The sequence below is a fragment of the Caulobacter rhizosphaerae genome, from assembly GCF_010977555.1.
Taxonomy (GTDB): Bacteria; Pseudomonadota; Alphaproteobacteria; order Caulobacterales; family Caulobacteraceae; genus Caulobacter; species Caulobacter rhizosphaerae.
Genome location: NZ_CP048815.1, coordinates 1,179,724 through 1,204,345 on the forward strand (window position 1 = coordinate 1,179,724; position 24,622 = coordinate 1,204,345).

General features: G+C 68.3%; 22 protein-coding genes. 9 read left to right on the forward strand and 13 right to left on the reverse strand.

Annotation, left to right across the window (positions count from 1 at the left end):
- Positions 1-28 precede the first annotated feature (28 nt).
- Both G3M57_RS05505 and G3M57_RS05510 read right to left on the reverse strand, forming a co-directional pair.
- Positions 29-553, reverse strand: coding sequence for a hypothetical protein (locus G3M57_RS05505; RefSeq protein WP_056754062.1), 525 nt, complete (start codon positions 551-553; stop codon positions 29-31).
- Between the two features lie 159 nt (positions 554-712).
- Positions 713-1,678, reverse strand: a complete 966-nt coding sequence (locus G3M57_RS05510; RefSeq protein WP_163229281.1) for a hypothetical protein — start codon at positions 1,676-1,678, stop codon at positions 713-715.
- 185 nt (positions 1,679-1,863) lie between these two features.
- Here G3M57_RS05510 and G3M57_RS05515 point away from each other — a divergent pair, with 185 nt between their 5' ends.
- A complete protein-coding gene (locus G3M57_RS05515; RefSeq protein WP_056754067.1) occupies positions 1,864-2,412 on the forward strand; it encodes a PAS domain-containing protein in 549 nt (182 codons plus the stop codon).
- Between the two features lie 113 nt (positions 2,413-2,525).
- On the opposite strand, the gene G3M57_RS05520 is transcribed toward G3M57_RS05515, so the two are convergent.
- The 7 genes from G3M57_RS05520 to G3M57_RS05550 form a co-directional block, all read right to left on the reverse strand.
- Entirely contained in the window at positions 2,526-3,464 is a 939-nt protein-coding gene (locus G3M57_RS05520; protein ID WP_163229283.1) for an aldo/keto reductase, read from the reverse strand.
- Positions 3,465-3,662: 198 nt separating this feature from the next.
- On the reverse strand, positions 3,663-5,327 hold the full coding sequence (locus tag G3M57_RS05525) for a choline dehydrogenase (protein WP_163229285.1): 1,665 nt from the start codon (positions 5,325-5,327) through the stop codon (positions 3,663-3,665).
- A gap of 331 nt (positions 5,328-5,658) precedes the next feature.
- Positions 5,659-6,132 carry a GatB/YqeY domain-containing protein gene (locus G3M57_RS05530; RefSeq protein WP_163229287.1) on the reverse strand — a complete coding sequence of 158 codons (474 nt, stop codon included), beginning with the start codon at positions 6,130-6,132 and terminating at the stop codon, positions 5,659-5,661.
- Positions 6,133-6,364: 232 nt separating this feature from the next.
- A complete protein-coding gene (locus G3M57_RS05535; RefSeq protein ID WP_163229289.1) occupies positions 6,365-8,992 on the reverse strand; it encodes a glycoside hydrolase family 31 protein in 2,628 nt (875 codons plus the stop codon).
- A 173-nt stretch (positions 8,993-9,165) separates the two neighbouring features.
- On the reverse strand, positions 9,166-11,214 hold the full coding sequence (locus G3M57_RS05540; RefSeq protein ID WP_163229291.1) for a hybrid sensor histidine kinase/response regulator: 2,049 nt from the start codon (positions 11,212-11,214) through the stop codon (positions 9,166-9,168).
- Complete coding sequence (locus tag G3M57_RS05545; RefSeq protein WP_163229293.1) at positions 11,207-12,718, reverse strand: ATPase domain-containing protein; 1,512 nt, start codon at positions 12,716-12,718, stop codon at positions 11,207-11,209. Before G3M57_RS05545 ends, G3M57_RS05540 begins: the two co-directional genes overlap by 8 nt.
- 108 nt (positions 12,719-12,826) lie before the next feature.
- Positions 12,827-13,759: an NAD(P)/FAD-dependent oxidoreductase gene (locus tag G3M57_RS05550; RefSeq protein WP_163229295.1), complete on the reverse strand. Its 933-nt coding sequence runs from the start codon at positions 13,757-13,759 to the stop codon at positions 12,827-12,829.
- Between G3M57_RS05550 and G3M57_RS05555 the strand changes: the two genes are divergently transcribed.
- The 3 genes from G3M57_RS05555 to G3M57_RS05565 all read left to right on the forward strand — a co-directional run bounded on the left by G3M57_RS05555 (position 13,750) and on the right by G3M57_RS05565 (position 18,961).
- Entirely contained in the window at positions 13,750-15,897 is a 2,148-nt protein-coding gene (locus G3M57_RS05555; RefSeq protein WP_163229297.1) for a hybrid sensor histidine kinase/response regulator, read from the forward strand. The two genes, G3M57_RS05550 and G3M57_RS05555, sit on opposite strands and share 10 nt — an antisense overlap.
- A gap of 117 nt (positions 15,898-16,014) precedes the next feature.
- Complete coding sequence (locus tag G3M57_RS05560) at positions 16,015-16,383, forward strand: GIY-YIG nuclease family protein (RefSeq protein WP_056754101.1); 369 nt, start codon at positions 16,015-16,017, stop codon at positions 16,381-16,383.
- 112 nt (positions 16,384-16,495) lie between these two features.
- Complete coding sequence (locus tag G3M57_RS05565) at positions 16,496-18,961, forward strand: PAS domain-containing protein (RefSeq protein ID WP_163229300.1); 2,466 nt, start codon at positions 16,496-16,498, stop codon at positions 18,959-18,961.
- A gap of 4 nt (positions 18,962-18,965) precedes the next feature.
- Here the strand turns inward: G3M57_RS05565 and G3M57_RS05570 are convergent, their stop codons facing one another.
- The gene (locus G3M57_RS05570; protein ID WP_163229302.1) at positions 18,966-19,355 is read right to left on the reverse strand and encodes a C2 domain-containing protein; all 390 of its coding nucleotides are present in this window, start codon (positions 19,353-19,355) and stop codon (positions 18,966-18,968) included.
- A gap of 289 nt (positions 19,356-19,644) precedes the next feature.
- Between G3M57_RS05570 and G3M57_RS05575 the strand changes: the two genes are divergently transcribed.
- The 4 genes from G3M57_RS05575 to G3M57_RS05590 all read left to right on the forward strand — a co-directional run bounded on the left by G3M57_RS05575 (position 19,645) and on the right by G3M57_RS05590 (position 21,562).
- A complete protein-coding gene (locus G3M57_RS05575; RefSeq protein WP_163229304.1) occupies positions 19,645-20,133 on the forward strand; it encodes a DUF305 domain-containing protein in 489 nt (162 codons plus the stop codon).
- Between the two features lie 87 nt (positions 20,134-20,220).
- Complete coding sequence (locus G3M57_RS05580; RefSeq protein ID WP_163229306.1) at positions 20,221-20,508, forward strand: hypothetical protein; 288 nt, start codon at positions 20,221-20,223, stop codon at positions 20,506-20,508.
- Positions 20,508-20,948 (forward strand): periplasmic heavy metal sensor, encoded by a 441-nt coding sequence (locus tag G3M57_RS05585; RefSeq protein ID WP_163229308.1) that lies wholly within the window; start codon positions 20,508-20,510, stop codon positions 20,946-20,948. Before G3M57_RS05580 ends, G3M57_RS05585 begins: the two co-directional genes overlap by 1 nt.
- A complete protein-coding gene (locus G3M57_RS05590; protein WP_230983958.1) occupies positions 20,945-21,562 on the forward strand; it encodes an RNA polymerase sigma factor in 618 nt (205 codons plus the stop codon). The genes G3M57_RS05585 and G3M57_RS05590 overlap by 4 nt, the downstream gene beginning before the upstream one ends.
- Here the strand turns inward: G3M57_RS05590 and copD are convergent.
- From copD to G3M57_RS05605, 3 genes are all read right to left on the reverse strand, one after another.
- Positions 21,554-22,483, reverse strand: a complete 930-nt coding sequence (gene copD / locus G3M57_RS05595) for a copper homeostasis membrane protein CopD (RefSeq protein ID WP_163229310.1) — start codon at positions 22,481-22,483, stop codon at positions 21,554-21,556. The two genes, G3M57_RS05590 and copD, sit on opposite strands and share 9 nt — an antisense overlap.
- A gap of 2 nt (positions 22,484-22,485) precedes the next feature.
- On the reverse strand, positions 22,486-22,845 hold the full coding sequence (copC, locus tag G3M57_RS05600) for a copper homeostasis periplasmic binding protein CopC (protein ID WP_163229312.1): 360 nt from the start codon (positions 22,843-22,845) through the stop codon (positions 22,486-22,488).
- A gap of 109 nt (positions 22,846-22,954) precedes the next feature.
- Positions 22,955-23,485 carry a gamma carbonic anhydrase family protein gene (locus G3M57_RS05605; protein ID WP_163229314.1) on the reverse strand — a complete coding sequence of 177 codons (531 nt, stop codon included), beginning with the start codon at positions 23,483-23,485 and terminating at the stop codon, positions 22,955-22,957.
- A gap of 316 nt (positions 23,486-23,801) precedes the next feature.
- Between G3M57_RS05605 and G3M57_RS05610 the strand changes: the two genes are divergently transcribed.
- Positions 23,802-24,587 carry a PhoH family protein gene (locus tag G3M57_RS05610; RefSeq protein WP_156402167.1) on the forward strand — a complete coding sequence of 262 codons (786 nt, stop codon included), beginning with the start codon at positions 23,802-23,804 and terminating at the stop codon, positions 24,585-24,587.
- The last annotated feature ends 35 nt before the right edge of the window (positions 24,588-24,622 follow it).

Sequence of the window (24,622 nt, forward strand, 5' to 3'; positions counted from 1 at the left end):
GCCGTCCGATGAAGGGCGCGTGCGCGCGTTACTGGCTTTTGGACTTTTCGTAGGCTTCCAGCGCCGCCCGGTCTTCCTTCGTGACGAACTCGCAGGCCAGCAGCGTCTTGCCGGGCAAGGCGGCGCTCTCGCGGGCGACGATCGAGACGGTTCCAGCGTCGGGCTGCGGCTGTTCGCTCGGCGGCAGTTCGCGCGCATAGCCCTTGGTGGAGGCGCCCATCAGGCTGGAGCGCTCGCGTTGCAGCTGGTAGCGCTGGGCCAGGGCCTCGGCCTGCTGGCCCTGGACCAGGACGCCGACCGACGTGCCGGCGAACACCACTTCGTTGGTCTTGAAGCCGTCCTGGCCGAGGTCTTGCGGCAGCTTGTAGACATAGGCCGTCAGCAGCGAGGTGTCGGGCTTGGCCAGCTTTTCGGCGGCCTCGTACAGCGCCGTAGCCGAGTCCATCGTATAGGCCGGCTTGCAGAGGGCGGCGTCGTAGAACGGTTCCGCCGCCGCGCCAGCGGCCTGCAGCGATCCTGAAACGGCGACGACGGCGAAAAGCGTACGAAGCATCGGTGTTCCTGACTGTCGGTCTATCGGGAATGATTCCTCACCCAGGATAGCAACCGCCGAGGCGGTTTTCGCGACAAAGTCGTAGATGCGAACGATCCGCCAAAAAAAGGGCCGCTCCCCAGGGAGCGGCCCTTCCATGTTCGCTGGTCGGAGCGAAGGCTAGTACACCACCCCGCCGACGCCGCCGTCCAGGCTGAGGCTCAGACCCGAGCTGGACTGCTCGCGCACCGTTTCCTCGCGATAGGCGGTGTATTTCTCGGTGGTCAGGATGGTCAGGACCTTCACGCCGGCGCCGTAGCGGCGCAGCAGCGAGCGCTCGTTGCAGTCGCGGGCCGGACGTTGCGGCCGGCACGAGAGGGCGCCGCCGCGGCCGCCGTCGGGACCGCCGGCCAGGTAGCCGCCGCCCGCGCCGCCGCGACCACCGCCGCCGCCGTAATAGAGGGCTTCGTTCTTGCCGCAGACATAGGTCTCGCCGCCGAAATTGGCCGCGCTGTAGCCTTCGTAGGCGCCGACCACGTACTGCATGCGCGACCCCGCGATGCAGCGATAGAGCTCGCCGTCATAGCCGCTGTCGATGTCGCGGTCGGGGGTGACCTGCGAGGCCGGGTGGGGGATGTCGCGGTCGTCCAGGCAGACGGCGCGGATGACCACGCGCTTGAACTTGGTGCGGGTGGCCTCGTAGGACGCGCGACGGCGGGCTTCGCCGCCCTCGACGTTCAGGCCCTGGATGTAGCCGGTCGACATCGGGCCGGAATAGTAGCCGCCGTGGGTGCCGCCGCCGTAATAGACGGTCGAGCCGGCCGAGGCCCCCGCGCCCGCGCCGGCTCCGGCGCTGGACCCGGCCGTGGCCGTGCTGGTGGCCGAGGCGTTGGCGTTGACCACCACCGAGCCGCCGACGTGGATGTTGATGCCGGGCACATAGACGTTGTGACCGCCGCCGCCGCAGGTGTTGCAGCCGGGCGGGGTGGGCGGACGCGGCGGCGCCGGCGGCGGCGCGCAGCAGGGTGGAGGCGGCGGCGTGCAGCTGCCGCACTGGGCGTACGCGACCCCGCCCAGCAACAGCCCACCGAGTCCAGCGGCAAGGCTGAGCCACAGCCTGGGCAAGGTCATTTTCGGCGCCTTCATTGGCCTCTTCCCTTCACAACACGCCAGCGTGCCGCTCGGCCAACGGCCAAGCAAGTTTCACGCCATGTCCGCCGCTCCACCGGGAAACTGTCCCAGGACGGCACGGTCCTGGGGCTGGCCCGGTTCTCCCTGCAAGCCCGATGCGGTCGAGAACGACCGCGTGCGAGCCCGCCAGGGGAACGACGATGTTCCATCCAAGCACGGAACGGTTGATAGACTATTGGCGTAGCAAGGCCGTTAACGCCGCCATGCCCGCGCGCGCCGCCGTCAATCCGGCCGATTTCCTGGATCTGCTGCCGCAGGTGTTCATCCTCGGCCGCGACGCCAAGGGCCGCTATCCGGTGCGGCTGGCCGGCGGATTCGTCGCCGACCTGCATGCTCGCGACCTGCGCGGCGAGGACGCCCTGGGCTTCTGGGCCCTGTCGCACCGCCTGGAGGTCAAGTCCGCCCTGGAGGTCGCCCGTCGCCGGGGCGAGCCGGTGGTGATCACCGCCGACATCCGCGCCATCGGGGCGCCGTCGGTGGGCATGGAGGTGCTGCTGGCGCCGATGACCGGCGCCGACGGCCAGGCCGATCGTTTCCTGGGTCTTTACCAGCCCATCGCCATGATCCAGCGGCTGATGGGCCGCCCGGCCTCGGACCTCGGCGTGCGCCGGATCCAGGCCCTGGGACCGGCCAATGAAGAAGCGCCGCGCCTGCGGCTGGCGACGCTGCACGGGCGGCGGATCGCCTGAGGAACATCACGAGCTTTCCGTCGGGGGGCGGAAAGAGCGGCGCGGGGCGCAGGGGCGCGCCGCGGATGGGGAGGGGGCGCCGCACGGCGACCCCTCCCCATTTCAACATCCCATCATCCCGCAGCGTTCAGGGCGTCAATCACATCCGTCGGCAGGGTCAGGCGGGCCGCGGCCATCAGTTCGTTCAACTGCTCGACGCTCGTGGCGCTGGCCAGCGGGGCGGTGATCGCCGGATGGGCCATGATCCAGGCCAGGGCGACCTGGGCCGGGGAGGCGCCCACCGCCTGGGCGGCGGCGTCGAGGGCGGCCAGGATCTTCAGGCCGCGCGCGGTGAGGTATGGCTTGACCGTGCGCCCGCGCGAACGCCCCTCCAGGTCCGCCTCGGTGCGGTACTTGCCGGTCAGGAAGCCGGCGGCCAGGCCGTAATAGGGGATGATCCCCAGGCCTTCCCGCGCCGCCAGCTCTGCCAGCGGCCCCTCGACCTCGTCGCGGTCATGCAGGTTGAACTTCGGCTGGATGGTCTCGTAGCGCGCCAGGCCCAGGGCCTGCGAGGCCTTCAGCGAGGCCGACAGCCGCTCGGGCGAAAAGTTCGACGCCCCGATCGCCCGCACCTTGCCCGCCTTCACCAGCCGGTCGAACGCCTCCAGCGTCTCCTCGATCGGGGTGGCGGCGTCGTCCTGGTGGGCCTGGTAGAGGTCGATATAGTCGGTCTGCAGCCGCTTCAGCGAGCCCTCGACCGCCGCGGCGATATTGGCCGCCGACAGGCCCGGCTGGGCCGGCCACATGGCGACCTTGGTCAGGATCAGTACGTCGTCGCGCCGCCCCCGCGCCTTCAGCCAGCGGCCGATCACGCTCTCGGACTCGCCGCCGACGTGGCCGGGGACCCAGGCGGAATAGACGTCGGCCGTGTCGATGGCGTTGAAGCCGCCGTCGACGAAGGCGTCGAGCAGGCGGTGCGACGTCGCTTCGTCGGCGGTCCATCCGAACACGTTGCCGCCGAAGATCAGCGGGGCGGTCGACAGGCCTGAGCGGCCCAGGGGGCGGTGGGTCATGTCATGGGTCCTTCGGTTGAGGCGCCCCTTAGATATCCTCTCCCAGAGGGAGAGGAAGGGGCCCGCCGCGAAGCGGTGGGAAGGTGAGGGGTTACGCCGTCATCGGAGTGCCGGCACGCCGTCGGACATCTTACGCCTCACCCTCCCATTGCTTCGCAATGGGCCCCTCCTTCTCCCCACGGGAGGGTTTCGCAGGTGCTAAGCCGCCGCCGCCCGTCCGTCCTCGAACACCGGGACGTCCAACGCCGCCGGCGCTGTCCTGCCGCGGATCAGGTCGGCGGCGCGCTCGGCGATCATCAGGGTCGGGGCGTTGGTGTTGCCGCCGATCAGGGTGGGCATGACCGAGGCGTCGACCACCCGCAGGCCGGTGATCCCCTGCACGCGCAGCTGGTCGTCGACCACCGCCAGCGGGTCGCCCGCCGCGCCCATCCGGCAGGTTCCGACCGGGTGGTAGATTGTCTCGGCCTTGGTCCGGACCCAGGCGTCGATCTGCTGGTCGGTCCTCACGTCGCCGCCGGGCGCGTATTCGGCCTCCCGATAGGGATCCAGGGCCGATTGGGCCACCACCTCGCGGGCGATCTTCACCCCTTCGCGGATGGCGCGGCGGTCCTCCTCGGTCGCCAGGTAGTTGGCCAGGATGGTTGGGTCGTCGAACGGATCGGCCGAGCGCAGGCCCACCTTGCCTCGGCTCTCCGGGCGCAGCTGGCAGACGTGCAGGGTGAAGCCGTCCTTCTCGACCTGCACCTTGCCGTGGTCCTGCATGATGGCCAGCACGCCGTGGATCTGGAGGTCGGGCCGGTCGAGGTCGGGGCGCGACTTCAGGAACGCGCCGCTCTCCAGGAACTGCTGCCGCCCCAGCCCCTTACCCAGCAGCATATAGGACAGGCCCACGCCCAGCTTGTTCAGTCCCTTGTTGGCCGAATAGGCGGTGACCAGGTTCTTCGTCGTCCACGACAGGCAGACGTCCAGGTGGTCCTGCAGGTTGGCGCCGACGCCCCTGGACTCGTGGACCACCGAGATTCCCTGGGCCTTCAGGTCGTCCGGATCGCCGATCCCCGACAGCTGCAGGACGTGCGGCGACTGCACGGCTCCGGCGCTGAGCAGCACCTCGGCGTCGGCATGGGCGATGAGGCGCTCCGGGCTGGTCCCCACGACATATTCGACCCCGATCGCCCGGCCGTTCTCGACCAGGACGCGGGTGGTGCGGGCCCCGGTCACGCAGGTCAGGTTCGGCCGGCCCAGCACCGGCAGCAGATAGGCCGCCGCCGCGCTGCAGCGCTTGCCGTCGCGGATGGTCAGGTCGTAGGGGCCAAAGCCTTCCTGGCGAAAGCCGTTGAAGTCCTGGGTCACCGCGTGCCCCGCCTGGCGGCCGGCCTCGATCAGGGCGGTGTAGAACGGGCTCTTGGACTCGCCGCGCGACACGTGCAGCGGGCCGGCGTCGCCGTGATAGGCGTCGCCGCCGCCATGATGGCGTTCCGACCGCTTGAAGTAGGGCAGGACCTCGGCATAGGACCAGCCCGCCAGCCCCATCTGCCGCCACTGGTCGTAGTCGCGGGCGTGGCCGCGAACATAGATCATGCCATTGATCGCCGAGCTGCCGCCCAGGCCCTTGCCGCGCGGCCACCACAGCTTGCGATCGTTCAGGTGCGGCTCGGCCTCGGTCCAGAACCCCCAGTTCTGCTCGCCCTTGGCCTTGATCAGCTCGCCCACCCCGGCCGGCATCCGCACCAGGATCGAGCTGTTCTTGCCGCCCGCTTCCAGCAGCAGGACCTTGACGGCCGGATCTTCGGTCAGCCGCGCCGCCAGGACGCAGCCGGCCGAACCGGCGCCGATGATGACGTAGTCGTAGCGCGTGCTGTCCATGGCTCCGACGTCGCCTCCCTGGAATGTTATCGTTGTTAAGGCAGAGAGTGGCGCGGGTTTGGACGGCCGGCAAGGGGCTGCGGAATTTGTGGGTGCAGGTTGGAGATGACGCTGATTCAAGTTCGCGTGGTCAGCGGTGCAAATCGCTCGGAATAGGCTGCGTTTGGCGCGATGTCGCCGCGGACGCCGCCATCGGTCATGGCCGCGAGGGGGATCGGAACTTTGATCGCTGGATGCGGATCATGATCGCGACGCCGTTCTCGGCAACGACCCGCCAAATGAACAGAGCGTCGCGTCCAGTCCCGCCGCAAGACCGCGCAGTCGCCCTCAATCAAGCCCTGGCCAACGCGCTGGCCGCCTTGCCGTCATACTGACCGCCGAAGCTCGTCTTCAGGTGGGCCATGATCGTCCCGACGTTGGCGCCCGGGTTCTTGGCCCGGAAGTCGTTGATGGCCTCGCGCAGTTCCGATTCCGTCATCTGCTTCGGGCCATACGAGGACAGGATCGCCAGTTCGGCTTCAGCCGCCCTGGTCCGCTCGTCCACCTTCGACGCATCGCCACCGGCTTCGATCAGGCGCGCGCGTTCGGTCGCGAGGTTCTCCAGCGTCAGCTTCGTGTTCTTCAGGAACTTCGCGACGGTTGCGACGACCTTTTCGTCAGTGACTTCCGTCAAGCCGCGCTTGAATTCTTCGGTCGTGATTTGCGTGGCTTCGCCGATCAATGTGGTGAGCACGCTGGCCTTCAGACGGTCGTTCAGCTTGCGCGCCGCGAGTTGGTCAGCTTTGAGCTCGTCGAGCAAAGCCATGTCGTCGTCCTCTCAGTTCACTCTACTCGATAGTGCTGTAGCAGCGCCCACTGACGCTGCCAAAGCCCGCCCTTGTTCGAAACGGTGTTTCATGCGCCCTCGATCGCTGGGCGTTCGGCCTGATGAAGGGTCCGGAGCGCCCATTGGAGTCATCGGCGAACTTCGTTGCAGCCAAGGTTAGCGTTCACCCGAACCGGGCGCATGGATTATGCTCCCGTCACCAGCGTGGTGGTCACCCCAACCGCTGACGCACGGCCGCGCCATGATAGTTTACCGCTACGCCGCGGCTCGGCCGCAGCGGCGTATCGTCGGGTCCGACCAGGTGCAGATCGAAGCGGCGCTGTGACGGCGCGCCGCCGAACCGCCCTTGCGCAGCCTCGATGACGAGTTCGCGCTTCGCGTCGTTCCAGCGCATCGCGATGGTCGAGAACGCGCCCCGCTCGTAGGCGTTGCTGAGCCCGTCGTCCTCGTAGAGCTGGAACGCGCCATCGGCGCCGGGAAACACGAAAAGGTCGATCGCCGCGCCCGTGGTCTGCGCCGTCGACTGCATGACCGGGCCCATCGGCAGGATGGCGCCGGCCCGACCGTGCAGAGGCAACTGTTCGATGGGCGTGGTCACCTCGTGCCGGCGACCGCCTTCGCGGCGCTGGCCGGTCCAAAGATCGGTCCAGCCGCCCGGAGTTCGCGGCAGGTAGACCGGCCATTGGTCCGCACCGCCCGCCACCACCGGCGCGACGTGAAGGGCAGGGCCGAACATGTAGCTGTGCTTCTCGGCCAACGCGTCGGCGTCCTGAGGGAAATCGAAGACGAACGGGCGCATGATCGGCACGCCGCTTTGCGACGCCTCGCCCGCCAGGCTGTAGAGGTACGGATGCAGGCGGTAGCGCAGCTCGAGATACTGCCGGGCGACCGTTTCGACCGCCTCGCCATAGCGCCAGAACTCGGTGTTGGTCTGGTAGCCGTGTACGCGCTGCAGCGGCAGGAAGGTGGCGTACTGGAACCAGCGCAGAAACCGTTCGTGGTAGCCCGGGTCGGTGTATTGCCCTTCGCCGGGTCGGAAGAAGCCGCCCGCGTCGACCGTCCAATAGGCATGGCCGGCCGCGGCCATGTTGAGCCCCGCCGGGATCTGGCGCGCGAGCGTGTCCCAACCGTTGCCGATGTCTCCCGACCATGTGGCGGCCGCATAGCGCTGCTGCCCGAGAAAGGCGCTGCGCGTCAGGATCATCGGTCGCACGTTCGGCTCGGCGCGGCGCCGCTCGTCGTGGACGGCGCGGGTCACTTCGAGAGGGTAGGCCAGGCGGACATGTTCGCCGCGACCGGCGGCGGTCATCCGGCCGACGAGGTCGTCGTTCTCGGGCTCGGTGGCGTCCTGCCACCAGGCGTCGATGCCGAGCTTGCCCAGGTGCTGGTCGTGCTGGGCCCGGTAGAAGGCGACGGCCTCGGGATTGAAGAAGTCGATCCATTCGGTGCCCGGGATGTAGTAGCCCTTGGCGGCGACCTGCCTGCCCAGGTCGGTGTCCTTGCCGACCTTGGACCAGACCGACAGCATGAAGCGGGCGTTGCGCGCGTGCAGGGCGCGCATCAGCCCCGCGGGATCGGGATAGTGGTCTTCGTCGAAGCGCATGGCGTTCCAGCCGTACTTTCCCCAGTACTGCCAGTCCTGCACGATGACATCCACCGGCAGCTTGCGACGGCGAAACTCGTCGAGGGTCTCGAGGATCTCGTCGGACGAGTGGAAGCGTTCGCGGCAATGGATGTAGCCATAGGCCCATCGCGGCAGCATCGAGGTCGCGCCCAGCAACTGACGGTAACCGGTCATCACCTCGGCGGCGCTGGGACCGGCGATCACCACATAGTCGATCGCGGTCGCCACCGGCGCGCGCCAGGTCGTGGCCGCAACGGCCGGGCCATGGTGAAGCACAGGGGCGTCGCTGTCGTTGGCTAGCACCTTGACCTTGTGGGTTCCCGCCGGGAGGTCGGCCAGGAAGCTGGTGGTCGGCGGCAGCCAGAGATTGGCGAAGTCGACCATGACCTGGTCGCTGATCTCGACATGGTGGATCGAGGCCATCTTCTGGCCGATGTCGAGCAGGAAGGCCTGGCGGCCGGCCTGCTCGACCCGGATCTCGCCCTCGAAGGCCGTCAGCCTGCGCTCGACGCGGGCGTTGCCGGCGGTGGTGGTGACGTCGGCCGTCCGGGCTTCGCCCGCCGCGCCCTTGGTGAGCACGGCGCGATGCGGCGGCGGGTTCAGCTCGGCCATGCCGCGATTGTGCCACAGCAGGCCATAGCCCTTGCTGGAGAGCATGAACGGCAGGCTGATCTGGGTGTTGACCTGGGTGAGCCGCCGCGGAAGCGCCCGCAGGTCGAGCGCTCCGTCCTGGAAGCAGCCCGTGCCGAACAGCCGCTCATCGGCGGGTGACTCGAACCTCTGCTCGGCGATGTGGATGGTCTCCTCGCCGAGCCGGCCCGGTTCCAGCCGGCGGCCTTCCGCGGTCTCCGCCAGCAGCAGGCGGCCCCGCGCATCGAAGAAGCGCACCGTCGAGGCCGCATCGATCTCGCAGGTGATGTGAGGCAGGATCAGGCGCGTGATGTCGCCCTGTCGGCGGCGCGTGGGCCGCGGGGCGCGCGTGGGCAGGAGAATATCGCTGGGCGGCGCCGAGCGGGCGTTGGACTCCGGGACGAAGCGGACCCGGAACGCGCGGTCGGTGACGGCGAAGATCTGGAGAACGCCTTCCGGCAGCACAACGCTGAAATCGGGTTCGCTGACCCGGCTCGCGGCGGCGAGCGGTCCAGCCGCGGCGCTGGTGGCCGCCGCGGCCACGCCGCCGAGAAGAAAGGCGCGACGACTTGCAGGCTGGCGCATGGCGATCCTCATCAAACGCTGGTGGTGCGAGCAGGCAACGGAAAAGTCCATGAACACCGTTGATTCGGCGGTGTTCGTTGGCGACGATTGTTGCCGAGGGCGCACCGCCTGACGATCGTCTTTCCCGCACCACGCCAAAGTCCGCTCCTGGCGCGTACCTGCCTGACCGTCGGCTAAGGGGAGTAGTCAAGAACCCTTGCGGCCTCCTCCAGGGCGCGTCGGACGGAGACGGCCAGGTCGCTGACCTTGAAAGGTTTGCGTAGCACAGCCTCGGACTTGACGAGGTCCTTGATGGCCTGCGCGTCCGCGTACCCGGTCACCAGAAGCACAGCCAAGGTCGGGAAGGCCTTGCGCGCGTCGGTCGCCACCTGGGCGCCGTTGACGCCCGGCATGGCGAAATCCACCACCATCAGATCCGGCCGATCGGTTGCGATGCGGTCGAGTCCGGCCTGGCCACCAGCAGCTTCCGTGACGGTGTAGCCCAGGGACCTCAGGCACTGGACGATGAACTGGCGCACGCCCGGGTCGTCATCGACCACCAGCACCCGCTCGCCCTGGCTGAGCGGGGTTTCGCTGGAGGGCGCATCGCTCGGGCGCAGACGCTCGGCGGCGTCGCTAACCGGCAGCCAGACCTGGATCGTCGTGCCGACATTGACCGTGCTTTCGACCCGCACCGTGCCGCCGGACTGGGTTGCTATGCCGTACACCTGACTAAGGCCCAGGCCGGTGCCCTTGCCCACGCTCTTGGTGGTGAAGAACGGATCGAACACCTTCTGCAGCAGATCGGCGGGGATGCCGTGGCCGGTGTCGGCGACCGTGATGACCACGTAGTATCCGGGCTTGAGGCCTTCGCGCCAACCGTCGGCCGTGCGGCTCGCGATCGTGACGGTCCCGCCGTCGCTCATCGCGTCCCGCGCATTGATCGCGAGATTGAGGATCGCCAGCTCCAGTTGGTTGGGATCGGCGTTGGCGCGCGCCGCGCCCGCGCGCAGGTCGGTGCGGATCTCGACGGTGTGTCCCAAGGTTCGCGCCAGGAGGTCGCCCATGCCCGTGATCAGGGCGTCGACCTCCACCGGCTGCAGGTCGAGCTGCTGGCTGCGGGAGAAGGCAAGCAATTGCGCGGTGAGCTTGGTGGCGCGCTCCACCCCCTCGCGGGCGTTGGCCGCCATCCGCTGGACGCGCGGATCATCGCTGCGCCGCTCGATCATGTCGATGTTGCCGACGATGGCGGTCAGCAGGTTGTTGAAGTCGTGCGCGATGCCGCCCGTCAGTTGGCCGATCGCATCCATCTTCTGGGCCTGCACCAGGGCGGCCTGAGCCTGTTCGCGTTCGCCGATCTCCTCGAGGAGCCGGGCGTTGGAATGCTGGAGTTCGCGTACGCTTTCAGTGACGCGACGCTCCAGCGTCTCGTTCATCGCCCTTAAGGCCGCCTCCGCCGTCTTGGCGTCGGTGACGTCAAGGATCACACCGGACATGCGTCGCGCCTGGCCCGGCGTATGAAGGTTGAGGCGACCGCGAACCTGCAGCCAGTGCAGGCTGCCATCGGGCCATGTCACCCGGTACTCGACGTCGTAGTCGCCGCCCTCGGCGATCGAGGTCTCCAAGGCCGCCAGGCGCCGGGCGGCGTCCTGCGGATGCACCGCCGCTTCGATGTCGTCGAGCGTGAGCGGCTCGTCGGCCGCGCGGCCGAAATGGGCCTTGGTCTGTTGCGAGGTCGTCAGCCCGCGGCTGTCGAGGTCGAGATCCCAGGCCCCCAGATGGCCGGCGTCGAGGGCGAAGCGAAGTTGGGCTTCGGCCTTGGCCTGGTCGGTCAGTTGGTCGCGGGCGCGGTATTGGCGACGGCGCGCTCGAAGCGCGGAGGCGGCCGCGCTGATCAGGGTCTCGGCGTTGATCGGGCGCTCGAGCAGGACGATGTTGCCCATGGCCTGCAGGCGGTCCGCGTCGGCCCGGGCGCGCTTGCCGGCCTGCTTGGTGACCAGCACGATAAACGGGAAGTCCGACCATGGCGGCTGGGCGGACAGCCAGGCGTTCAAGGTCTCGGTCGCGTCTTGCGCCAGGGCTTCCTCGGTGAGGATCGCCGCCCCCGCGCCCTCCTGCAAGGCTCGGGTCAAGACCGGCAGGTCCGCGCAGATGACGGTGTGATGTCCCAGGCCGGCGAGCGTTTCGGCGATGACCGGTGCGTCTCGCCCCCGCGGCGCCAAGACCAGTATGCGCTCATCCATCCGTGGACGGATCCTGATCGCCAAGCATCGCGATCTTTCCCTCGTAGGCGGGAAGCCCCGACATCACGCCCTGGAAGTCGATCAGCGCCTGCCCCACCTCGATCCCATCCTCGGTCAGACGAATCTCGCGGATGGTCTTCTCATGTTCGCTCGTTCGGCTCTTGACGGCCGAAATCGCCGTGCGCACCGACCCCGCCGCTTCGAAGAACCGGAACAGCAGGATGCTGTCGCTAAGGTAGCTGAGATCGATGTCGGTCCGCACTTCCCCGATGAAGCCGTGCTGGCCGAGGATCAGCAGGGTCACCATGCCCTGCTGGTTGAGGTAGGTCAGCAGCTCGTGCATCTGCAGCAGCAGGAACTTTTGTCCCGGCATGGCCTGAAGATAGGCGTTGAGGCTGTCGATCACGATCAGCCCCACGCCGACGTTTTCGACGGCCTCGCGGACGTTGCAGGCGAACTCGCCTGGCGAGAGTTCGGCTGGATCGATGGCCCGGATCAGCAAATGCCCACTGTCGAGAAATGGCTGCAAGTCCATGCCCAGCGCCTTGGAGCGGGCGAGCAGCGTCGGCAGTCCTTCGTCGAACAGGTAGTAGGCGACCTTCTCGCCGCGCTCCAGCGCCGTGAGCGCGCAGCGCACGGCCGTCGTGGTCTTGCCCACGCCGGACGGGCCGCTGATCAGGGTGTTGGTGCCGCGCGAGAGGCCGCCGCCGATCAGGGTGTCCAGGCCCGGCGCGCCGGTCGACACCGTTTCGTACGTGAACGTGGCATGGTGATGGGCGGCGACCAGGCGCTCGAAGACCCTGATGCCGCCTGTGTCCAGTTCGAAATCGTGAAAGCCGCCGCGATACTTGATGCCGCGCATCTTGATCACTTCCAGCCGACGCCGCTGGGAGCCGTATTCCTGGGGCGTGCGCTGCAGGCTGATCACGCCGTGGGCGATGCTGTGAAGCTGAAGGTCGCCGTGCTCTGCGGTCTGGTCGTCGAGTAGCAGCACCGTGCAGTTGCGGGTCGAGAAGAAGTGCTTGAGCGCCAGGATCTGCCGGCGGTGGCGCAGCGGGTTCTGGGCCAGCAGGCGCATCTCCGACAGGCTGTCGAACACCACCCGCATCGGCTTGTTTGCTTCGACCTGACGCATGACGCCGTGCGTTGTCTCGCCCAGTTCGACATCGGAAGGGTGGAGCACGGATTGCTCGCTGTCGGGGTCCAGGCCCTCTTCGCTGACCAACTCGAAAAGATCGATCCCGTCGAGCGACCAGCCGTGGCTGGCGGCGGCGGCGCGCAGCTCGTGCTCGGTTTCGGACAGGGTGATGTAAAGGCCGCTTTCGCCAAGTTCCCGCCCCTTGAGCAGGAACTGCAGGGCTAGGGTCGTCTTGCCCGAACCGGGCGTGCCCTCGACGAGATAGATCCGATCGCGCGTCAGGCCCCCGCCCAGGATTTCGTCCAGGCCCGGCACGCCGGTGGCGATCCGGGGTTCTGTCCTTGGCGGCGCGACGTCGATTGGCATGAACGCTCCTGGTGGTGGGTCGCCGGGCGCTGACGGTCGCCTTTCGACCACCCGCCGGGTGATAACCCCCAAGCCAAAGCCAAGGTTTCCTCGTTCCGTGAAATGCCGTCAGCCATCCAGTTCTCGCAGCCGCTTATGGATGTCAGTGGCGGCGATGGCCGCTTCGCCTGTGGCGACGGCGATCTGGTTGAGGCCGCGCACGACGTCGCCCGCCGCGTAGAGCCGTTCGATTGAGGTCTCCTGGTGGGCGTTTACGATCAGGTTGCCCTCGGCGTCGTGCGCCGCGCCCCACTGCACCGCCAAGCGGCTTTGCATCTCGCAGCCCAGCGCCAGATAGAGACAATCGAAGGTGCGGCTCGCCCCGCTCGCCGGGTTGGCTTCGATCCGGTCCGGCGCCAGCGAGAGATTCGAAAGCGCTATAGGCAGGATCTCGACGCCCTTGGCTTTCAGCGCGCCAGGTTGGCCGAGGGTCGACAACGGACCCAGATGAAGCAGGGTCACGGTCTTGGAGTAGGTGGTCAGGAACGCGGCCTCCCGCGCGCCGAGGTCTCCCTCGCCAAGCACGGCGATCTTCTGGTCGATGGCCTCGTAGGCGTCGCAGATCGGGCACATGCGGACCTTGGCGGCGCGGATGGCCGCCTCGACGCCTGGCAGATCGGGCAGGCGGTCGACGACACCGGTCGCCAGCAGCACGAAGCGGGCGATGAGGGGCGGGGACTCTGGTGCGTCTGCGTCTGCGTCGAGCGTGAGTTCAAATCCCGCGCCGGCGCGTTCGAGGGTCCGCGCGCGGCCCATCCGGCGTTCGGCCCCGTAAAGGCGAGCCTGCCGGCCCATCTCGGTCAGCAGAGCCGGACCGCCGACGCCGCGGGGGAACCCCGGCGTATTGTGGCTCTCGGGAATCCAGCTGGCGCGCGGGGAGCCGCCGTCGAGGATCAGCACCTTGCGACGAAACCGGCCAAGATACGTCGCCGCCGTCAGACCCGCCGGGCCCGCGCCCACGATGATGACGTCGTAATGGGAGGTGGCGTCTGGTGTTCTCATGGACGATCAACGCCTCATATGGCGATCGCGTCGAGAGCCGATCACAAAAGTGGACGCGCAAGCGAATTCGCCCCTCGCGGCCGCTGCGACAATCAACCTCACAAGACCACAAGGGTTTGCTCAAACCTTCGCCGCGCACAATACTCGGCCATGGAGGGGCCGGGTTGGATCAGACCGAATTTTCCGACGAGAACCAACGCATCGCCATCCTGCAGTCGCTCGGGCTCGCGAGTTCGGCGCGGCAGCGGGCGTTCGACTTGATCGCCGAAGCCGCACGGGCGGCGGCGGCCGCCGACGCCGGGTTCGTGTCCTTCGTCGACGCCGACCAGGTGTGGTTCAAGGCCGCCGACGGCGTTCCGGCCCGGCGTCTGCCCAGGTCCGACGCCTTTTGCGACCATGTGGTTCGAACCGGACGCGCGTTCGTCCTGGAGGACGTTCGCCAGCACGCCGATTTCGCCCACATCGACTATGTCGGCGCCTATGCCGGTGCGCCGATCATTGTCCAAGACCATGTGGTGGGCGCGGTCTGCGTCACCAGCCTCGCTCCGCGCGCCTTCATCGCAGCTCAGCTCGCCCAGCTGGAGCTCCTGGCTCGGATCGTCGGCGAGCGCCTGGAAACGCGTCGTGAGAAGCTCTTCCTGTCGCAGCTGTTTGACGGCACCTCAGACGCGGTTCTGATCGTCGACGAGAACCAGGTCATCATGCATTGGAACGCCGCGGCCGAAGCCATATTTGGTTACAGCCCGCGCGAGGCCCTGGGCCAGCCCTTGCGGATGATCATCCCGCCACAGATGCGGGCGGGCCATGATCGAGGGTTCGCACGCCTGTGCAATGGCGGGCGTCCGACCCTTAGCGGCGCCGTCGAGGTCCCGGCCCTACGCCGTGACGGCCAGGAATTTCCGGCCAGCCTGTCGCTGTCGACGTGGCGCGACAACGACCGGATCATGGTCGGCGCCATCGTTCGCGATATCTCGGACCGCGAGGCCCTGCATCAGGCGCGGGTGGCCAGCGAAGCCAAGACGCGCTTCCTGGCCAATATGAGCCACGAGATCCGCACGCCGCTGAACGGCATCCTGGGCCTGGGAGACGTGCTGTCCCGCACCCGCCTGGCCGAGGACCAGGCCGACATTCTCAGGGCGATGACCGGCGCGGCTCGAACGCTCGAAGCGCTGCTGAGCGACGTCCTGGACCTGGCGCGCTCGGAAGAGGGGGCGATGCGGATCTCGCACGATCCGTTCGAGCTCGCCGGCCTGGTGCGCGAGGTCGCGGACCTGCACCGTCCGGCGGCCGAGGCCAAGCGCCTTGCTTACGAGGTCGCCGCTCCCTTGGGTGAGCACTGGGTCGTGGGTGATCCCGTGCGGCTGCGCCAGGTGGTCGGCAATCTGCTCAGCAACGCGGTCAAGTTCACGCATGCGGGGACGGTGCGGCTCGATTGTACGCCAAGCGACGGCGGTTGGGCGTTCGCGGTTCGCGACACCGGCATTGGCTTCGACGCCGCGGCCAGGACACGGATCTTCGACCGCTTCGCCCAGGCTGACGACTCCATAACCCGCCGCTATGGCGGCTCGGGCCTTGGCCTGTCGATCTGTGTCGAACTGGTCCGGGCCATGGGCGGTGAACTGGCGGCAGCTTCGGTGGTCGGCGAGGGTTCTTCGTTCGCCTTTGAGCTGCCCCTCGCCACGGCCACAGCCCTCCAGGCGCCTGAAACGCCGGCTCAGCGCCATGGCGCCATCCGGGTCCTCCTGGCCGAGGACCACCCGGTCAACCGCAAGGTCATCGAACTGATCCTCGGGGAGATCGGCGTGGACCTGGTGTCGGTGTGCGACGGTCGTCAAGCCCTTGAGGCCTTTGCCGCCGAGCCGTTCGACCTGGTGTTGATGGACATGCAGATGCCGGTCATGGACGGGCTGAGCGCGACGCGGGAAATCCGCGCCCTTGAGCGGCGCTTGAATCAACGGGCCTGTCCGCTGATCATGCTGACCGCCAATGTCCTGCCCGAACACCTGCGCGCGAGCTTCGAAGCCGGGGCCGACCGTCATCTGGGCAAGCCCATCGAGGCGGCCCGGCTACTGTCGGCGATGGATGAAGTGCTCGCCGCCAGTCTCGAGCCGGAAGCAGCAAGTCCTCGGCTTTCCTGACCCTCGGGGGAGGGGCCTTCGCGCCTTTGTTCGTGACTTGCCGGATGTTGCGCGCCCATCGCGCGCTCAAGCCTTCTGCGACTGGCGCCCAAACGCTCCCGCTCATAGCCTGACGCGATGCTGCGCGATCCTGGCCCCCACTGGATAGACCGGGCGCTGGGCGTCGCCCGCGCGTTCAAGGCCACGACGCGCCGCGCCCCCGGCGCCAAGCATTCGGTGTACGTCGTCCTGCTGCACGATCCACGGCGGGCCGAGCCTTGGGGCCTCTATGTCGGCCAGACCGCGCGCGATCCCGATCTGCGCTTCGACCAGCACAAGGCCGGATACAAATCCAGCAGCGCCGCCCGTCGCTTTGGCGTCCGGCTGTTGCCCGACATGGTCGGGCATCTCAATCCCATGCGGCGATGGGAGTCCCTGGATCTCGAAGCGGCGCTGGCGGAAGGCTTCCGCGCCGCTGGCGTCGGTTGGGTCGAGGGCGGCCACTAACCCGCGCGGCGACTCGGCCCCCGGCGGCAACTCCAGCTTGGCTTTGGCGTTGTCACCGGTCGGGGCCTCGCGGGGACCCGTGTCGCATGACCTCGTCCTGGGTGATTAGCCATTGACCAGCTCTCGCCATCCTCCACTCGCGGCGCGCGGTGACGTCGCCGATCGCCTGGCGACCGATGCCTGGTTCAAGGACCATCTTGGGCCGGTGGAAGCCTGGCCCGCACCGCTGCGCCAACAGGTCGAGGTCCTCCTGAACGCGGCCTTTCCGATGTTCCTCCTGTGGGGACCCTCGCGGGCGATGATCTACAACGACGCCTATCGCGCGGTGCTTGGCCCTAAGCACCCCGACGCCCTGGGGCGTTCGTTCTGGGCGGTCTGGCCGGAAGTCCGCGGCCAGATCGAGCCGGTGATCGACAAGGCCTTCGCCGGCGAGGCCAGCTTCTTCGAGGATCTCGAAGTCGCCCTGCACCGGGCCGAAGCCTCCGGACCGGCCTGGTTCACCTTCTCCTACAGCCCCATCCCGATGGGCGAGGCGATCCCCGGCGTGCTGTGCGTGTGCGTGGAAACCACCTCGGCGGCGATCGAGCGGGCAGGGCGATACGAGAGCGAGCGGACCCTGCTGTTCCTCGACCGCCTGACCCGGGCCACGACCAGCCTGGCCAGCGCCGACGCGGTGATGGACATGACAACCCGGATGCTGGGCGAGCAGATGGCGGTGGCGATCTGCGCCTATGCGGACATGGACGACGACCAGGACGGCTTCACCATACGGGGTGATTGGTCGGCGCCGGGCTCGCCGTCGATCGTGGGCCGCTACCGACTGGCCGATTTCGGCAAGCTGGCGGTGGAGAACCTTCGCAAGGGCGCGCCGCTGGTCATCAACGACAATCGCGTCGAGATCGCGCCGGCGGAAGCGGCGACCTTTCAGGCGATCGGCATCGGCTCGACCATCTGCATGCCGCTGGTGCGTGACGGGCGCCTGCGGGCCCTGATGGCCGTCCACCACGCCGGCCCGCACGTCTGGACCGACCGCGAACTGGCCCTGGTGCGCGAGGTCACCGAGCGTTCCTGGGCCTTCGTCGAGCGAGTGGGGGCCGAAGCCGACCTGCGCAACAGCGAAGAGGAACTCCGGCGGATCACCGACGCCGCGCCCCTGCTGATCTCCTACATCGACCGCGATCAGCGCTACCGGTTCGTGAACCAGACCTACCAAACCTGGTTCGGGCGGTCCCCGGAGGCTCTCCTTGGCCGATCGGTCGAGGAGGTGCTGGGTCCCAGCGCCTATGCCGGCGTGGCGACCCGTCTACGCGCGGCCTTGGCCGGAGAGCCGATGAGCTTCGAAAGCCAGATGGCCTATCCCGATGGCGGCCAGCGCGACGTTCATGTCGACTATGTGCCGCGCCGCGCCGCGGCCGGCGAGGTCGTGGGCGTCTACGCGATCATCAGCGATATCACCAAGCGCCTGACGGCCGAGCGGGCCCTGGCCGAGAGCGAGACCCGCCTGCGCCTGGCCACTGAATTCGCCGAGGTCGGCCTGTGGGACGTGGAAGGCGGCGGGGGCGCGCTCTACTGGGACGATCGGGTGCGCGGCCTGTTCGGGGTTCCGCTGGACCAGCCCGTCTCCATGGCCGACTTCTACGCGGGTCTTCATCCCGAGGACCTGGAGGCCACGACGCTCGCCTATGCAGCCGCCTCGGATCCCGCTCTTCGCGCCCTCTACGACGTGGAATATCGCACGATCGGCGCCAGCGACGGGGCCGTCCGCTGGGTGGCGGCCAAGGGGCGGGGGCTGTTCGACGCCGAGGGGCGCTGCATGCGCGTGACGGGCACGGCGGTGGACATCACCGCGCGCAAGGCTGTCGAGGAAGCCCGCGACCTCCTGATGCGCGAGGTCGACCATCGGGCGAGAAACTCCCTAGCCGTGATCCAGTCGGTCGTTCGGTTGACCGATGCACCCGATGTCGAGACCTTCCGATCCGCCTTGCAGGGGCGGGTCGAAGCCATGGCCCGCGCCCAGACCGCCTTGGCCAAGAGCCAGTGGCGGGGCGGCTCGATCGGTCAGGTCGTGCGCGACGAGCTGCTGTCCTCGGTCGTCGCCGCCTCGCGCCTTCATCTTTCGGGCGACGAGGTTCCGCTCAGCGCCGAACAAATGCAGCCCCTCAGCATGATCCTGCACGAACTGGCGACCAACGCGGCCAAGTACGGCGCTCTATCGGTGACCGACGGCGTCGTGGACGTGCGCTGGAGCGGAACGCTGGCCGGCTGGTCGCTGAGCTGGCAGGAACATGGCGGTCCGCCGGTCGCGGCCCCCGCGCGGACTGGGTTCGGCTCGCGGCTGGTGAGAAGCCTGGCGCGCCAGCTCGACGCGGAAATTCTTTTCACCTGGGAAGCTGGAGGGCTTGGTGTGGACCTGCGGGTCGCTCAGCGCGCTGTCAGCGAGCCCGACCGACTAGCTGGCCGCCTGAACGATCCTCTCAGGGGTGATGGGCCGCTCGAGCCGGTTGAATCCCTTTGGTCCGCATCAAGCGACCTCGTCCTTGGCGGTATGCGGCCCTCGACCCCCTACGAGGTGTCCTAAGGTTTTAGTCCGCCAGATGGCCGCCAACGACTCGCAGGTTCACCCGGGCGGGCGAGTGCGGGCCACGGGGGCTGTCGCCTCCGATCGAAATGAGCTCGAACCCCTTCCCGCAGGATAGCGACACATCGCCGAGGCGCCCTAAAGCCGCCAGGCGCAGGTTGATCCGAACGCGCTGATCCTCGCTGATGGCGCGCCCGTCTATCGTGTATCGGCTAAGCTCGACCTTGCCGTCCTGACCGAGAAGCTCAAGGCCGACCTCGCGATCTTCGCATCGGTAGAGGTTTTTCACTTGCTCCCAGGTCGGTGATTGAGTTTCGCCGACCGGGAGCGGCAATCGCGGCGCTTGGGCCAAGCTAGGGGAGGCCAGGGCGGCGCACATCAGACCGATCGCCAAGACCGGTGAGCCAGCAAACCGGGGACCTAGGATGCGCATCTGGAGTCACTGTCTGGATTGTTTGGATCGCTGACATGATTGGCGCACGTGTCCGAACGCGCCTGCAAGGACTGGGTTTGATCGGAATAGCGCAAATAGTCGCGTTCGTGGAGCGGCCCGTCGAGGCCGTCCAAAACGTACATGCGCAGTTGGCTGGCGTCTGCGCCAACAGAGTGGTCGGCAAACGAGGGCGTCGGCGATGCGGGCCGTATGGAGACCTTGAACGGCTGCAGCAATAGCGGAGGCGACGATGGAGAAAGGCCATTCCCAGGAGCATCACGCCCAAGGGCGTCACCGGCCCTATCTGAGGCTGGCGGTGATGACGATCCTGTCGTTCGTCGTCATGTACGGCCTGATGTACGCCATGGTCGACAAGGCCTCGAGCATCCGGCCCAACCTCAACCAGGCCTATATGGCGGGCTTGATGACGGCGCCGATGGTCGTCCTCGAACTGCTCCTGATGAGCATGATGTATCCGAAGACCCGGCTGAACCACGCCCTCATCGGCGCCGGCCTGGTGCTGGGACTTGTCTGTTTCGTCGCCATTCGTCAGCAATGGCTGATCGGCGACCGGGAATTCCTGCGCTCGATGATCCCGCACCATTCGGGCGCGATCCTGATGTGCGGCAAGGCTCCCGTGCGCGATCCGCAGATCCGGGCGCTGTGCGCGGCGATCATCAAGGGGCAGCAGGCCGAAATCGACCAGATGGACGCCATGCTGGCCAAGGGCGCGCGCTGAGCGGCCGATCGCCCCCCGGCCCTCCAGCGCTTGAGGGATCAGGGCGGCGCGTGCGTAGTCTGGGCTTGAAGGTCAGGGGAATCGGCCATGAGCGACGCGCTCGACGGAATGTTGGAGGAGCTGCGGCGGGCGCCGACGACCGCCTTGCAGGGCCTTGAGGGCGAGGTGTGGTCGCGTATCGACAGCCTTCGCGACGGCCGGCGTTCGTCCGGCGCCTTGCTGCCCCTGCGCGCGGCCTGCGTCATCGCCGCGCTGGGGATCGGTCTGGCCGGCGGCAGCTACGCCGCCATGGCCGCGGCGCGCCGGCCCGCCGAAATCTCCGTGTTCTCGGTCGACGCGCATCTGGCGCCTTCGACCCTCCTGACGAGCCGCTGATGCCCCGGATCAGCGCCGGCCTCGTCCTGACCGTGGTCCTGGCCCTGCTGGCGGGCGCCGCCGGGGCGTGGATCGGCGCGTCCGGCCTGCTGCCGAGCCGTCATCCGGCCTCGCTGCACGCGATGGTCCACCATGACCTGGAGCTGACCCCCGAACAGGACCGGCGCCTCGAGGCCCTGGAACGGGATTTCGCCATACGCCGCAAGGCCCGCGAGACCGAGCTCCGCGCGGCCAACGCCCAGCTGGCGGCGGCGATCCAGGCGCGTCACGAATACACGCCGCAGGTCGAGGCGGCCGTGGAGCGTTTCCATGCGGCCATGGGGGCGCTGCAGCTGGAGACCGTCCAGCACGTCCTGGCCATGCGCAAGGTGCTGACCCCCGAGCAGGCGGCCAAGTTCGACCGCCGCGTCAGCGAGGCCCTGACGAACGACACGCCGTGACCGCCGCCCCGGGCGAGCAGGACGACGCCGAGCTGGCGCGGCGGGCGGCCGCCGGGGACGAGCCGGCGTTCAGCCAGCTGATGCGCCGGCACAAGGGCGCGCTGTTCGCCTTCGCCCGCCGCCACGTCGGCGACCCCGAGGCGGCCCGCGACATCGTCCAGGAAAGCTTCGTGTCGGCCTGGAAGGCGCTGGGCCGTTACGATCCAGCCCGTCCGTTTCCCACCTGGCTGCGCGCCATCGCGCTCAATAAATGCCGCGATCGCGGCCGGCGGCTGCTGGTCCGGCGGCTTGTGCTCGGCGAACGCTCGATCGACGCGCCGGGGGCGCCCGACTACGCCGACAGGGGCGCTGATCCCGAGGCGCAGGCCGAACACGCCCAGCGGCTGGCGCGCCTGGAAGCGGCGATCGCCCGCCTGCCGGCGAAGCTGAAGGAGCCGCTGATCCTGACCTATCTGGAGGACTATTCTCAACAGGCCGCCGCCGACCTGCTGGGCGTCAGCGTCAAGACCGTCGAGACGCGCGTCTATCGCGCCCGCAAGCGGCTGACCGAATGGCTCGGCGATGATTCCCCGCGGCGGGTGAGGGGCGGGCGGCGCTTAGAGCGACTAGAGTGAGGAGATGGGCGCCAGGCGCCCGAGCCAGGCCACCAGGGCCAGGACGGCCAGGGCGGCGCCCGCCTCCAGGGCGAGGCTCTTCCTGAGCGCGGTGATGGCGGCGGCGGAGCGGCCGGGATCGTCCAGCCCGCCGCGCAACGCCGGGGTGAGCCGGAACCGGTTGGCCGCCGCCAGAGCCAGCATCGCGGCGAAGACCAGGAGCTTGAGAAGCAGCAGGCGGCCGTAGAGGGTCGCAAGGAGGCTGAGCAGGCCCGCCACCCCGACCAGGAACCCGCTGTTGATCAGTCCCGTGGCCAGGAGCACGGCGACCAGCGCCGAGCCGACGCCGGAAAACCCCGCCAGCGCGCCGTGGAACGCTTCGAGGCCGTCCGCATCCGTGCTGTCGGCGAACCGGGCCAGGATCAGGAAGAAGACGATCGCGCCGGTCCAGACGGCCGCCGCGGCCAGGTGCGCGAGGTCGGCCGCCAGGTGGACCAGCGCGCCTGCGCCCTCGGTCGCCGCGCCATGCCCCATCCAGGCAAGGCTGGCGGTCGCGACGGCGCCGAGGCTTGAGCTCGCCACCCAGGCCGGGACGCCGGGGCGCACGCCCAGGAGCAGGCCCAGGGCCAAGGCGGCGCAGACGCCGCGCGCCACGGAAGAGGGGCCCATGGCCATGTCGGTCAGCACCGAGGCCAGGGTCGTCGGGTCGAGCGCGGCGGACAGCGACCCGGCGACGACCGCGGTCTGGGCCAGCAGGCCCAGCGCCGTCGCCAGGACGAGGATGGCGGCCGAGCCGGCGAGCACCTGGCGCGGCCAGGCCAGCGCCGCCGCGCTCGACGGTCCGCGCGCCGGCAGGGCGTAGAGCGCGAACAGGGCGCCGCCGGTCAGGACGAAGCTCGCCGCGTACTGGACCCAGCGCAGACCGACGACCGCCGCTTCCACGGCTACTTCACCGTGAACGTGACGGTCCCGTCCATGCGGTGGCCGTCGTCGGCCGCCGCCACGCGCCAGGTCACCTTGTAGGCGCCGGCCGCCAGCCTGTCGCGTGGCGCGCCCGAGACGGTCTTGCGGTCCCTGGAGACCGTGGTCCTGACCGGGATCTTCACGCCGTCGGCCCTGGCGATCTCGAAGGTCGAGAAGGCCGGCGCGAGTTTTTCGTTGAAGGTCAGGGATACCGTCTTCGGCGCCGCCACCGTGGCGTTCGCCGCCGGATCGGAGGCCACGAGCTTGGCGTGGGCGCTGGCCTGACCCGCGACCAGGGTGGAAGCGGCCAGGGCGGTGACGAGCAGGGCGCGCAGGGTCATGGGACAGGTCCTTCGAAAGACGGAATGGCCAAGCGAATACGCGCTCGCGACGCTGGCCCCTCGTCAAGCTTCGTCAGGTTTCGCTGCAGCTTGATGTCGCGCCGGCGCCTCAGTCCAGGCGGGACAGCTCGGTCCGGTAGCGCTTCCAGTTCTCGACATAGTGCAGGGCCGAGGCCTGGAGGATCAGGGCGTGGCCCTCGCCGATCTCGCGGACCACCTTGCCGGGCGCGCCCATCACCATCGAATTGTCGGGGATCTCCTTGCCCTCGGTGATCAGGGCGCCGGCGCCGATCAGGCAGTTCTTCCCGATCTTGGCCCCGTTCAGGATGATCGAACCGATGCCGATCAGCGAGCCGTCGCCGATCGTGCAGCCGTGAAGCATCACCATGTGGCCGATCGTCACATTGGCCCCGATGGTCAGCGGGCTGCCGACGTCGGTGTGAAGTACAGAGCCGTCCTGGACATTGCTGTTCTCGCCGATCTCGATCGGATCATTGTCGCCGCGAACTATTGCGCCCCACCAGACGCTGGAATTCTTCCGCAGCAGGACATTTCCCATCACCGAGGCGCTGGGCGCGATCCAATATTCGCCGTCCGAGGGCAGGGAAGGACTTGCGGCGCCCAAGGAATAGACAGTCATCCGTACACCTCGTGTTCTAAAGGCGGGCAGGGCCTTAACGGCTCATAAACCATGTGAGCCCCATTGTATTTGTGCGATTCGAGGGGGAACACTCCCACATCGGGAGTCATTCTTCTCGTATCCGAGCCGCGCTCGATCGCCGAACGCGGCCTCCCGGTAAACGGAGACCTTGGGTGTCGGTTTTGGGGTTTGGGCGTTCATCACCGCCTTCGGGGGCAAGCTCCGAACCGCCAGGCCGCGCACGCGCCTCCGCTTTTCACTTCTCCACCTGCTCCAAGGACGTCGCCATTCGGCCACGTCCTTTTTTCATGCCTGAATGGAGGCTTTCATGACCAAGCGAGCTCTCAAGCGGATGGTGCGCGAAGGCGCGAACGACGCCGGCCGTTACGACGACGACGCCAAGGTGCGCCGCCTGCCGGTGGAGCATCGCCAAGCTTGGTCGCCGTTGGGCAATCCGGGGCATGAGGATCGGGACCAGAGTTACCTCAAAACGATCAAACCCAAATCGCCGGGCCAGGCGACCCTGATGGAGGCGATCGACGACAAGAACCTGATCATGGCGCTGGGCCCGGCCGGCACCGGCAAGACCTACATCGCCATCGCCAAGGCCGTGGAGGCCCTGGAGGCCGGTAAGGTCGGCCGCATCGTGCTGTCGCGTCCCGCCGTCGAGGCCGGCGAGTCGATCGGCTACCTGCCCGGCGACATGGAGGACAAGCTGGCCCCCTACCTGCGCCCGCTCTACGACGCGCTCAGCGACCGCCTGTCGGTCAAGCGCATGCGGGCCCTGATGGCCGAGGGCGCCATCGAGATCGCCCCGGTCGGCTTCATGCGCGGCCGCACCCTGAACAACGCCTTCGTGGTGATCGACGAGGCCCAGAACTGCACCTACATGCAGCTGAAGATGCTGCTGACTCGCCTGGGCTGGAACTCGACCATGGTGGTGACCGGCGACCCGAACCAATCCGACCTGCTGCCGGGCATCTCGGGCCTGGCCGAGGTGTCGGCCAAGTTCGAGCCGGTCGAGAACATCGCGGTGGTCCGCCTGGCCGACCGCGACATCGTCCGTCACCCGCTGGTCGCGGAGATGCTGGGCGTGCTCTAGCCCCCTGAGAGGCGATTTCAAGGGCCGTCGCGACC

Coding starts and splice junctions, on each gene's coding strand:
- G3M57_RS05605 (WP_163229314.1), bottom strand. CDS start 23,485: ATGACTGTCTATTCCTTGGGCGCCGCAAGTCCTTCCCTGCCCTCGGAC.
- G3M57_RS05575 (WP_163229304.1), top strand. CDS start 19,645: ATGGAGAAAGGCCATTCCCAGGAGCATCACGCCCAAGGGCGTCACCGG.
- G3M57_RS05585 (WP_163229308.1), top strand. CDS start 20,508: ATGCCCCGGATCAGCGCCGGCCTCGTCCTGACCGTGGTCCTGGCCCTG.
- G3M57_RS05580 (WP_163229306.1), top strand. CDS start 20,221: ATGAGCGACGCGCTCGACGGAATGTTGGAGGAGCTGCGGCGGGCGCCG.
- G3M57_RS05545 (WP_163229293.1), bottom strand. CDS start 12,718: ATGCCAATCGACGTCGCGCCGCCAAGGACAGAACCCCGGATCGCCACC.
- G3M57_RS05540 (WP_163229291.1), bottom strand. CDS start 11,214: ATGGATGAGCGCATACTGGTCTTGGCGCCGCGGGGGCGAGACGCACCG.
- G3M57_RS05530 (WP_163229287.1), bottom strand. CDS start 6,132: ATGGCTTTGCTCGACGAGCTCAAAGCTGACCAACTCGCGGCGCGCAAG.
- G3M57_RS05505 (WP_056754062.1), bottom strand. CDS start 553: ATGCTTCGTACGCTTTTCGCCGTCGTCGCCGTTTCAGGATCGCTGCAG.
- G3M57_RS05510 (WP_163229281.1), bottom strand. CDS start 1,678: ATGAAGGCGCCGAAAATGACCTTGCCCAGGCTGTGGCTCAGCCTTGCC.
- G3M57_RS05550 (WP_163229295.1), bottom strand. CDS start 13,759: ATGAGAACACCAGACGCCACCTCCCATTACGACGTCATCATCGTGGGC.
- G3M57_RS05610 (WP_156402167.1), top strand. CDS start 23,802: ATGGAGGCTTTCATGACCAAGCGAGCTCTCAAGCGGATGGTGCGCGAA.
- G3M57_RS05525 (WP_163229285.1), bottom strand. CDS start 5,327: ATGGACAGCACGCGCTACGACTACGTCATCATCGGCGCCGGTTCGGCC.
- G3M57_RS05535 (WP_163229289.1), bottom strand. CDS start 8,992: ATGCGCCAGCCTGCAAGTCGTCGCGCCTTTCTTCTCGGCGGCGTGGCC.
- G3M57_RS05560 (WP_056754101.1), top strand. CDS start 16,015: ATGCTGCGCGATCCTGGCCCCCACTGGATAGACCGGGCGCTGGGCGTC.
- G3M57_RS05515 (WP_056754067.1), top strand. CDS start 1,864: ATGTTCCATCCAAGCACGGAACGGTTGATAGACTATTGGCGTAGCAAG.
- copC (WP_163229312.1), bottom strand. CDS start 22,845: ATGACCCTGCGCGCCCTGCTCGTCACCGCCCTGGCCGCTTCCACCCTG.
- G3M57_RS05520 (WP_163229283.1), bottom strand. CDS start 3,464: ATGACCCACCGCCCCCTGGGCCGCTCAGGCCTGTCGACCGCCCCGCTG.